General features: G+C 75.1%; 7 protein-coding genes. 1 reads left to right on the top strand and 6 read right to left on the bottom strand.

Translation table 11 applies throughout. The annotated features are described in order from the left end of the window. Nucleotides 1-862: 862 nt before the first annotated feature. The 4 genes from ACFXAZ_RS36760 to ACFXAZ_RS36775 all read right to left on the bottom strand — a co-directional run bounded on the left by ACFXAZ_RS36760 (nucleotide 863) and on the right by ACFXAZ_RS36775 (nucleotide 5,077). Nucleotides 863-1,069 carry a helix-turn-helix domain-containing protein gene (locus tag ACFXAZ_RS36760; protein ID WP_384600524.1) on the bottom strand — a complete coding sequence of 69 codons (207 nt, stop codon included), beginning with the start codon at nucleotides 1,067-1,069 and terminating at the stop codon, nucleotides 863-865. A 37-nt stretch (nucleotides 1,070-1,106) separates the two neighbouring features. After that, complete coding sequence (locus ACFXAZ_RS36765) at nucleotides 1,107-1,493, bottom strand: hypothetical protein (protein WP_384600527.1); 387 nt, start codon at nucleotides 1,491-1,493, stop codon at nucleotides 1,107-1,109. Nucleotides 1,494-1,644: 151 nt separating this feature from the next. Beyond that, nucleotides 1,645-4,287: a hypothetical protein gene (locus ACFXAZ_RS36770; protein WP_384600531.1), complete on the bottom strand. Its 2,643-nt coding sequence runs from the start codon at nucleotides 4,285-4,287 to the stop codon at nucleotides 1,645-1,647. Nucleotides 4,288-4,330: 43 nt separating this feature from the next. Further along, nucleotides 4,331-5,077 carry a hypothetical protein gene (locus ACFXAZ_RS36775; protein ID WP_384600534.1) on the bottom strand — a complete coding sequence of 249 codons (747 nt, stop codon included), beginning with the start codon at nucleotides 5,075-5,077 and terminating at the stop codon, nucleotides 4,331-4,333. A 365-nt stretch (nucleotides 5,078-5,442) separates the two neighbouring features. Here ACFXAZ_RS36775 and ACFXAZ_RS36780 point away from each other — a divergent pair, with 365 nt between their 5' ends. After that, entirely contained in the window at nucleotides 5,443-5,829 is a 387-nt protein-coding gene (locus ACFXAZ_RS36780; protein WP_384600537.1) for a hypothetical protein, read from the top strand. 887 nt (nucleotides 5,830-6,716) lie between these two features. Here the strand turns inward: ACFXAZ_RS36780 and ACFXAZ_RS36785 are convergent. Next, nucleotides 6,717-7,337 (bottom strand): hypothetical protein, encoded by a 621-nt coding sequence (locus ACFXAZ_RS36785; protein WP_384600539.1) that lies wholly within the window; start codon nucleotides 7,335-7,337, stop codon nucleotides 6,717-6,719. Beyond that, the coding region (locus ACFXAZ_RS36790) for a DnaB-like helicase C-terminal domain-containing protein (protein ID WP_384600542.1) at nucleotides 7,337-9,756 on the bottom strand (2,420 nt) is incomplete at its 5' end. The genes ACFXAZ_RS36790 and ACFXAZ_RS36785, both read right to left, overlap by 1 nt.

A 9,756-nucleotide genomic window follows, 5' to 3' on the forward strand; every position in this document is an offset into this window, starting at 1 on the left:
GCTCCTGGGCCGTGCGCACCAGCCGCAGCCGGTCGTCGCCGCCCCACACCAGCGCGCGTGGGCGCGCCGGCGCGCCCGCGCCCGGGCGGGCGGCGAGAGGCCGGGCGGAGCGCCACCGCGGTGCGGGCCCGGCCGGGAGCGGCGACGGCCGGGCGGCGGGACCGGCGCGGGACATCGGAGCGCGGCCGTCGACGGGGGCGGGCCCGCAAGGGAGCCCTGCGGGTAGGTCGGCGTACGGGGCGGCCAGCACGCTGGGTCACACAGACCTGTTCCGCCGGCTGCGACGGCACCGGCGACGACGGCCTCCCCTGGGCCGAGCAGCCACCCGCCCGGCCCGCGCCGTACTGGGCCGGGTGATTCAGGGGCGGCCGAGGGTGGGCAGCCCGGCCGAGGCGGCCCGTACGCTCCGCCCGCGGCGGGCGGCTCGGCCGTCCTTGAGGATCTGGCGGGCCCGGGCGCGCGCCACAGCCCGGCCTCCTTCTCCCGGCCGGCTTCGCGGTGTACGGCGGCGACGTTCAGCGCGGCGGTGCGGGTCCGGGCGGCCAGGGCCTCGGCGACGGGGGCGAGGGGCCCGTCGCCGCGTACCGCACCGGGAGCTCCGCGCAGGCATAGCAGGGGGAGTTGCTCGGGCCCGGCCTCGCCGAGGTCGCGGGTGTACACCCGGGTCCGGCTGCGGCCGGTGGCGATCCCGGCGAGGCGCTCCAGCTCCGGCCACGTGCACGGGGGCAGGATTTCCTGGAGCAGCGCGCGGCGCCGGCCGCCAGGACGCCGCCCGCGGGCCGGGGTCCTCGCGGTACACCCGCACGCCGATCGCCGGCCAGCGGGCGCCGTCCAGGGCCGGGTGCCGGATCTTGTCCTCCGTTCAGCGTGCGGTGCGGCGGGATTTCACGCCGCCGCGGGTACGCATGACGGTGCCGGTCTCGGCGAGCAGACGGTGGACGAACCCGTACGAGCGCCCGCAGCCGTCCGCGAGGGTCCGGATCGAGACTCCTCTGCCGTACGCCTTCTTGAGCTCGGCCCCGAGTCTGAGCCGGGCCGGCCCGGTGACGTGGGCGCGGCTTCCCAGCATGTCGGCTCCCTGCTCCCTCGCGGCCGGACGTGAACGGCTACTGGCAGCTGGCTGCCCCGACGTCGCCGGCGTTGACCAGCGCCGTCCTCAACTCCTGCCGTGCGGCCGGGCGACCGGCTGCGGGCAGGGCGGCGGTGGCGTCCAGCAGGGCGCGGGCGTGCCGCCGTACGGCCGCCTCCCGCCATGTCCCGGGCGCCTGGGTGACCAGCACGGCGGCGAGCAGCAGGGCGTCCTCGCTGCCGGGGTGGGCGGCGGCGCGCTCGGCGACGAGATCGGCGTCGGTCAGCGCCGGGGAATGCCCGGCGCTGGAGCGCGTCAGCTCCAGCCATACCGCCTCGTCGACGGCCGTGCCGGCGAACCCGCCCGCCCCGGCCAGCGCGACGGCGGGCAGTCTGGCGGCGAGCGCGGCCCGCCACAGGACCACCGCCGCCTCCACCCGTGCCCGCTCCGCGGGCGGGAGCGGACCGTCTGCGCCGGTGTGCGGCGTGCGGGCGGCGACCGCCTCCAGCAGCCCGGAGGCCGCCGCTGCACCGTCGTCGGTGCCGCCGGCCAGGGCGGTCCACCAGGAGACGGGTTCACCCAGCAGGGCCGGGTCGCCCAGCAGTGCGGCCGCGGTGTGGCCGGCGGCGGCGCGCGCCGGCCCGGAGTCGTCGCGCAGGGCGGCGATCAGGCCGGCGCGGTCCAGGGCCGCGAGGAGCGGCGGGCTGGGCGGTCCCCAGCGCAGCCAGGACGCGGCCGGCGAGGGCCGGGCCGGGGCGATGCGGTACAGGGCGGCACGGTGCTCGGCGGCGAAGTCGGGGGCGTAGCGGTGCAGGGCCGGGCAGCCGTACCCCGATCGCGGTGGCCACGGCCTCCTGGCCGGCGGCTGCGGGAAGCGCGCCGGCCACCGCCCGGAGGATCTCGTCGGGCATCTGGCCGGTGGTGCGGGCCCGGTGGACGGCGTACTCGAGCAGGCACCCCAGCGCCCGCACCCTGGGATCCGACCCCAGCAGCACCGGCTCTCCCGGGGTCCCTGCCGCGGGGGCGCCCGCGGCCCGCGCCGGGGCGGCGGCATCGCCGGCTGGAGCGGAGCCGTCCCCGGCCTCCCCGGTGTCGGCGGCGGGCCGGGTGAGCTCGGCGGCCAGGGCGTGCAGGCGGGTCAGGACGTCCTTCTCCTGGCCGTGGTCCAGGACGGCGCCGGTGCGCCACGCGGCGGTCAGCAGGTCGGCCAGGGCCTGTTCGGCGAAGAACGCCCCGTCGCCCCGGCCCGCAGCCGCGGCGGGGGCCGGCCGGTCGAGGTGGCGGCGCAGGCCGAGCACCGCGGTGACGGCGCCGGCGAGCATCTCCCCGGGGAAGGCTCCGGGACGGTCCGCGTGGACGGCGGCCGCAGCGAGATAGAACGCGCCGAGTTCCGGCAGGGCCAGGGCGGCCAGGACGGCGGGCACCCCGGCGGTCCAGGCGACAGGGTCGGCGGCGACGAGGTGGTGCAGGACCATCGCGTAGCCGTCGTCGCCGGCGTCCCCGGCCCCGGCCAGTGCGGCGGCGGCAGCGAGCGGGCCGCGGGCCGCGGCGACCTGTTCCAGGTCCTCGGCGCTCAGGACAGTGCTCTTCCTGACCGGCTCCAGGACGGGGGCGGTACGGGGGTCGGGCGGGCCGGCTGGATCGTGGCGGCGCAGCGTGTCCAGGACCGGCTCCCAGCCGGCCAGCACACCTGCGGGCAGCACCGGCGACCAGTCCCATACCCGCAGCCACGAGGCGAGCGGCTCGGCGAGGCCGTCCGCCCGGCCCGCGCCGGCGGGAAGGGCCTCCTCCACCGCGGCGGCCGGGGGCGGGGCGCCGGGCGCGGTGCGCACCTGCGTCTCCAACTGGCCGGCGCGGCCGGGCGGGCAGTTCCTGAACACGAGGCCGACGAGACGGGCCGGCTCCGGGGCGGGAGCGGCGGTCACCAGCCGTACCGTGAGCGCGACGGCCCGCTCCCACCACTGCGTCCCGTCCAGCCCGTCCGCCGCCGGGGACCGGGCGGCGAGGTGGGCTGCCATCAGGCGGTCGTGCAGCGGCGCGTCGACCGCGGCCAGCCGGGCCGGGGCGCGGGTGCGCAGCGCCAGGTCCACGCCGGCGTCCGCGTCCGCCGCGGCCAGGTCCAGGACTGTGCGCGCCAGCCGGGGCCCTCCGTACGCGGCCGCATCGCCTGCGTGCACCAGGTCGAGGTCACCGCTGAACACCAGCGGCCGGGAGGCCCCGGGCAGCAGCGCGACGTCGCGGGCGAGCAGAGCGGCCAGCACCGCCCGGATCATCGCGATGTCCGGGTGCGCGGGTCCGCCGCGGCCGTCCGGGTAGGCCGTCACCGCGAGCTCGCGCAGCAGCACCGCGGCCTCGTGGCCCGGCAGCCGGGCGGCGCTCTCGGTGGCGATCTGCTCGCGCATCTTCTGGTCGTGGGCCAGCGCAGCCGCGACCGCTGCGTGGGCTGCGGCCGGATCTCCGGCAGCGGTCCGCTCCTCTGCCGCGCTCTCGGCGGCGGCCACCCGCTCGGCGACGGCCCGCAACGACAGGTGGCCGGCGTGCTCGTCGTCGACCGCCCCGGCCAGCAGCCCCTCCACCGCGATGATCCACTCGCGCGTCCTCGCGGCCCGCGGCACGCTGCGGGCCCAGTGTGCCGCCAGGCGCAGCATCGTCCCCGCCGCCGGGCCTGCGCCGGCGCGCACCGCGGCGGTGCCGGCGAGGACGGCACGCACCGCGGCGGCGCCGACGACGTCGCCGCGGCGCAGCGCGAGGCCCAGCAGCGCGTCCAGGGCCGGGCGGCCGGCCGCGGCAGCCTGCTGCGCCCTGCTGACCGTCGGGTCCGCGCCGGCCGGCGCGGCCAGCCACGCACGCGCGGCGTCCGGGTCGGCGGCGGCGACGTGGTCGAGGAACGGGGCGGCCGGCCACCGTCCTGCGGCCGACCCGTCCGGCAGCAGGAGGTGGGGCGCGTGCTCCTGCAGCACGTCCAGCCACGCCGGAGCCAGGCCGGAGCGGAAGAAGTAGTCGGCGGCACGCGGGTCCGCCCAACGGGCAAGCTCGGCGGCCTCAGCCGTGCCCGGGTCCTTCAGCGCGGTGAGCTGAAGGACCCGGGCCGCGCGCTCCGGCAGCGGCACCAGCAGCTCCCGCGCCGCGCCGAGGAGTTCGGTGTAGAGCAGGGCGGCGTCACCGGGGCCGGCCGGCCGTGCAGGATGCCCGACGCCAGCCCGTAGACCGACCCCCACACATCCAGCGCCGTCTCCTGCGCCGCACCCAGCGTCACGCCCGTCAGCCGCTCGACGATCCCGCGTGCCCGGCCCCGGTGGTAGCCGCCCGGGCGCTCCAACTCGCCGCGCAGTACCCCGGCCGCTCCCGCCACCCGCTCCCACGCCCCGCCCGCCGCACCCGCCGGGCTCCGCGGATCACCGGAGCCGCCGCCGGCGGCGGCAGGGTCGGCGGCCGGCTCCTCCTGCCCGGCGGGCTCGGCGGCGGCCTCCCCCGGCGAACCGGCCGCTGCGGCGGCACCCGGCGCGCTCCGGCGGCGTCCACCGCCGCCAGCAAGTCCTCCGCCGCCGACCGCAGGCCCACCGACCGCGGGGCCCCGGGCAGGTCCAGCAGCGCGTCGGCCGCGGAGCGCACACACGCCGCGGCCACCTCCTGCGGCCGTTCCAGCCCCGCCGCCCCGGTCAGCGCCCGCCGCGCATCGCGCAGCAGCCCCAACGCCCGCACACCCGCATCACCGTGCGCCGCCAGCGCACCGGCGAGGACCTCATCAGCCTCCGTCAGCCCCGCCCCGGGCAACTCCGCCCCGGGCCCTGCATCCCCGCCGGCCGGCGGCATCTCGATACTCACCGCAGCACCGTAAAACCCCCGCACCCGCACCGGAACCGACTGGCTCTCGATGACGATCAGCAGCGTTTCTCGGGCAGTTGCGGGAGGCGCGGATGCCTGGCGGCGGAGGGGAATGTCGATGAAGCGGATGGCACCCTGCGGCGTCGACCCCAGCCGTCCGCCGTCGGCATCGAGGCGGGTCAAGGACAAAGACGCTGGCTACGGGGTCGGGTGGCGCGGTGGTCCGGCGCCGCTGCCGACAGGCGGACCTCGGCCAGAGGTGCCTCCCGGACTCGTCGATATCGAGGGCCGGGCCCGGCGGGTGCCTCCCAAAGCCGTCGAGAAGTGACTTCGCGAGTGCTCGACAAAGCCAACACCCCCAGGGCGCGAGTGTCCGTTGTCACCTAACTCAGTCGTCGTGTCACCGTACTTGGGCGACTGACGTTCCGCGTCAGCCAACCCGGTCGCAGTGGTCACGGACGTCTCCGTCCACACATCGAGCACACTGCGGCCCCGTCCTCGGCTCGCGATGTACGCTCGCGCGCACAACGTGCATCCGCGAGCGGTGCATGACTCACGAGACCGACGCCGACCGCCTCCTGTTCCAGGACGGCGGAGAGAGTCAACGCGTTCGAGGACTGGCACGCGCGGACTTCGCTACCGCCCTTGACCCGATCCCCGGTGAACGTCAGGCCCTCGAAGCACGGGAGGCAAGCCTGAGGGCCCATTGGAACGACCCCGTTGTCTGGACCCGGACCGCCATCGGCGCCGCCCTCAAGATCTACCACTACAGCATGGGCTGCGGCCGCGTCTCCGGTGCCGGGCGGCATCCTGACTCGTTCCACACGCAGTTCGAGTCCGAAGCACAGACGCGTGGTCTGACCCCCTGCGGTGTGGACCACTGCCGCTGGGCCCGTGAAGAGCTGGATCGCCTGCTCCCGCGTGCGCGAACCTGACCGCGGCGTTTGACATTCGATCCAGTCGTTGCAGATCAGAGAGTCGCCCCGACTCGCTTCGCTGTCCAGGGACAGCGAGCGCGGCGGCGCCGGGCACTCGGCCGGGCAGCTGGCACGGCGTGGGGCCGGGGCGGACAGGCCCAGTGTCCCGTGACACGGGATCTTCCTTCTTGCCAGCGGATCTTGCTCGACAGGCAGTCTCTGGCGGCATGGTTTCCGTTGACGCGCGCCAGTTGATCCAGACGCCTCAGGAAACGCCGCTGAGCTGCACTTTCACGAAGGGGCGAGCGCGCTCAACCGGCAAGATCGATTGTCGAAGCCCGCCTCCGGACGACCGCGTTCCGGTGGCTCCGACAGCAGACCTTCGCCACTCAAAGTTCCTCATCCCAGGTCAGCGCCTGCTGGTTGAGGAAGATCCTGTGTCACGGGACACCCAGGGCGTCCACCGCGTCCAGCAGCGCGGCGGTTGCGGCCTTCAGGTCCACCGTGACCTGAGCGCCCGGCAGGCTCAGCAAGGGCATCCGCCGCACCGCGCAGGCACGACTTCCCGATCTCCGCCGGCCGCTCCGGCGCTGCGCCGGCCGGCACCCGGTCCGCGCTCAGGGCGGGCCGCGCGGTACGTGACGTCCGCCGGCCCCAGCGCCCGGACCGCGCCCACATGCCCGCCTCGCCCCTCGCCGGAGCTGATGGGAGAGCAAGCCCGTGCGGGTCAGCTGCCCGAAGGAGTCCGGGCACGCGTTTGTACGGTGCCGGCCTGCTGCGGGGTTGTTCAGCCGGGGTATCGGCCGAGCAGGAGGGCGCCGAGGATCAGCGGGCCGAAGATGCCCAGGAGGTTGACGGCTTTTATCAGTGGGCCGTCGGCGTGGTGGCATCGGGTGGTGTCCTTTTCAGGCGCCGAGGCCGATGTGGGAGACGTAGGTGTAGGCGCCCCAGTCGGAGTCGAGTTCGCCGATGATGTCGTCCCAGATCTCTTCGAGCCCGGCGGTGTCGCCGGCGACGAGGGCGTCGACCGCGTCGTCCCAGATGTAGCGGACCTGGAAGCGGCGTACGTGCAGGTTGCTGCGGCGCCGCGGTGCCTGGACGACGTCCTGGTTGATGGGGTGGATCTCCACCTCGGTGCCGTGGCCGTTGCGGTTGAGGTGCTGTTTCAGGGCGCCGGGGTTGTTGAGGATGTTGGTGGCGCGCAGGTTCCAGTAGGCGGTGTCGATCGCTTCCTGGTTCTCGGGGCGGGGGTGCTGGGTGCCCCTGGTCCAGGCGCGGATGGTGGGGCGGGTCGCGGTGATGCCGGCTTCGGCCATGGCCTGGGCGCCGCCGCCGGTGGTGGTGAGGTAGTTCATGCGGGCCATGAGGCCGCGGCGGGTGTGGGCGGGGGATTTGATGCCGCCGTGGATGATCATGCGTTCCAGGGCATCTTCGAGGGCGCGGCCGAGGGCGTATTTGCCGTGGATGTTTCCGGGGTCACGGTCGGCGCGGTATTCTCCGAAGTTTTTCCATCCGTCGGTGGACATCAGGCGGTGGTCTTCCTCGGCAGGGTGTACTGGTTTTTGAGTTTCATTTCGGCTGGGCTGCGGCCTTCGGTGAATACGGTGCGCCAGTCTCCGCCGGTGAGGTGGAGTTCGTCGGTGCCGCGGACACGGACGATGGTGAGGCCTTCTTTGTGGGCGCGGTGGGCTTTGTACCAGAGGTTGGCGAATGCTTGGGATCTGATGATGTGCATCCACTCGGGTCGGCGGATTTCAAGGTTGGCGTTGGATTCGCCGAGGGTGGAGGTGAATTTTGAGTACATGGCCTTGACGTATTCGACGGCCACGGTTCCGTCGGCGTATCCGGCGGCTTCGCGTTCCAGGGCGGTGTGGCGGGCTTCGGTGAGGACGCGGCGGAATTTCTCCAGCAGGCCTTCGCTGGCTCCGCTGGTCCAGCTCTCGGCGATCACCGGCTGGTCGCACAGGTCGTAGCGGGCGCAGCGGATGAGGAGGCGGACGGTGGCGTCGGTGAGGACGACGGGGCCCGTCTCGCGGCGGTTGCCGATGGGGTCGGGGAGGTGGGGGTGGTGCCAGGCGGGGCGCTGGGTGAGGAGGTGGACGCCGGAGAGTCTGGGGTCCAAGCCGCCGTGGGGGTTGTGTTTGAGTGCACCGATGGGCAGGTGGGTCTTGAAGGCGGACAGATAGGAGGCGTTGGTGTCGAGGGCGGCGACGGTGACGGGGGCGCCGGTGCTGAGCCGGTCGGCGAGGTGGGTGTTGGTCCAGTTGTGGCGTCCTTCCCAGATTTCATCTGAGCCGCCCCTGGTCTTTTTGCGGAGGATTTCGAGGAGTTCCGGATAGACGGTGTGGTCGTAATTCGAGCCGACGCGGGTTTCCTTGAAAAGGGCCATGGCGTCGGGCACGGCCTTTTTCACCAGGGCGGCGGTGGCGGCTTCGACGTCGCCGCCGTGCTCCTGGAGTGCCTGGTCGACCGCGCGGGTGATCTGGCCGGTGTAGTGGGAGTAGTCGCGGCCTGCGTAGCCGCCGCTGCTGGTGTCGGTGGTGCGGGGCGGCCGGGTCCGGTGCGGCTCGGGGGCGGGGGTGGTGGTCTTCGGGGCCGGGGTGGGATTCGACGCGGGTTCGGGGGTGTTCAGGGCGCTGCTGGGTGTGGGGGGTGCGGCGTGTGTGGGGTGGCCGGGGGCGGCTACGGGTGGCCAGGTGGGAGCGTGGGGCGGGGCGGGGTCCCGGTTCTCAGGTTGCTTGGCTAAAGCGGCAGGCGGGGTGGCGGTCGCCAGGGCCGGGGTCGGCGTGGTGGTCGCCGGGGTGGGGGGTTCGGGGGCGTCGTTGTAGGGGGCGGAGTCGGTGAGGCGGGCGTGGGCGCGGTCGGCTTGGAGGGTGAGGGAGGCCTGGGGGCCTAGGTCGCGTTCGGTGATGGCGAGGTGGACGCGGTGGTGGGGGTGGTTGGGGTCGGGGGTGAGGAGTAGGACGGTGTCGAGGCCGAGGGTGGTGATCAGGTCGGGGTGGTCGGTGTCGAGGGCGGCGATTACCGGGAGGTGGTGGGTGCGGGCGAGGTGGGCTAGGGCTTGGGCGGCGTCGAGGAGGCGGGGGCCGGAGAGTGGTAGGCGGGGGTCGTCGGAGGCCTGGAGGCGGTCGACGACGACGAGGGCGACGCCGGCTAGGTCGGTGGTGGTCTCGGCGATCGCGGCGGGGGTGAGGTCGGTGCCGTCGTCGATGTAGAGGGGGGCGGCGGCCAGGTGGTGGTGGAGGGCGGTGACGTCGGCTTGTTCGGTGGGGTTGAGTTGGCCGGTGCGCAGTCGGTGGTAGTCGACGGGGAGGTAGGCGGCGATGAGGCGGGCGGCGACGTCGGCGCGGGTGAGGCCGGAGGCGGCGTAGAGGACGGGCTGGTGGTGGGTGAGGGCGGTGGTGCGGGCTGCGGTGGTGGCGAGGAGGCTTCCGCCAGTGCCGGGGGCGGCGGCGATGAGGTAGAAGCGTCCGGGTTGGAGGCCGCCGAGGGCGTGGTCGAGGCTGGGGATGCCGGTGGGCAGGCCGCGCATGGCAGTAGTGGTGGTGTCGTTGGCGGGGGCGGTACCGGCGGGCCGGGTGGCGGGGGCCAGGAGCGTGTCGAATGCCTGGTGGAGGGGAGCGAGACGACGCGCGGCGTGCGGCGCGGCGGCGGGGATGTCGGCGGGCGCGGGCTCGGCGGGCGCGGTGCCGTTGCTGGGGACGTGGGCGGTATCGGTGGGCCGGGTGGCGGGGCCCGGGTGTACAGGCTGCTTCGGCGCGGCGGCCGTCGGCATGGTGGCGGGGTCGGTGGCCGGCGCCGGGGTGGCTGTGACGGCGGCTGTCGGGACGGGCTCGTTCGGCGCGGCGGCTGCAGGGGCGGCGATGGACAGTGAGGCGGTGCCGGTGGCGGCCGGGGTGGTGCTGCCTGCCAGCTCCGGTGCGGGCGTGGGCGGGGGCGCGGCGA

The sequence above is a fragment of the Streptomyces sp. NPDC059477 genome (genome assembly GCF_042749375.1).
Classification (GTDB): Bacteria; Actinomycetota; Actinomycetes; order Streptomycetales; family Streptomycetaceae; genus Streptomyces.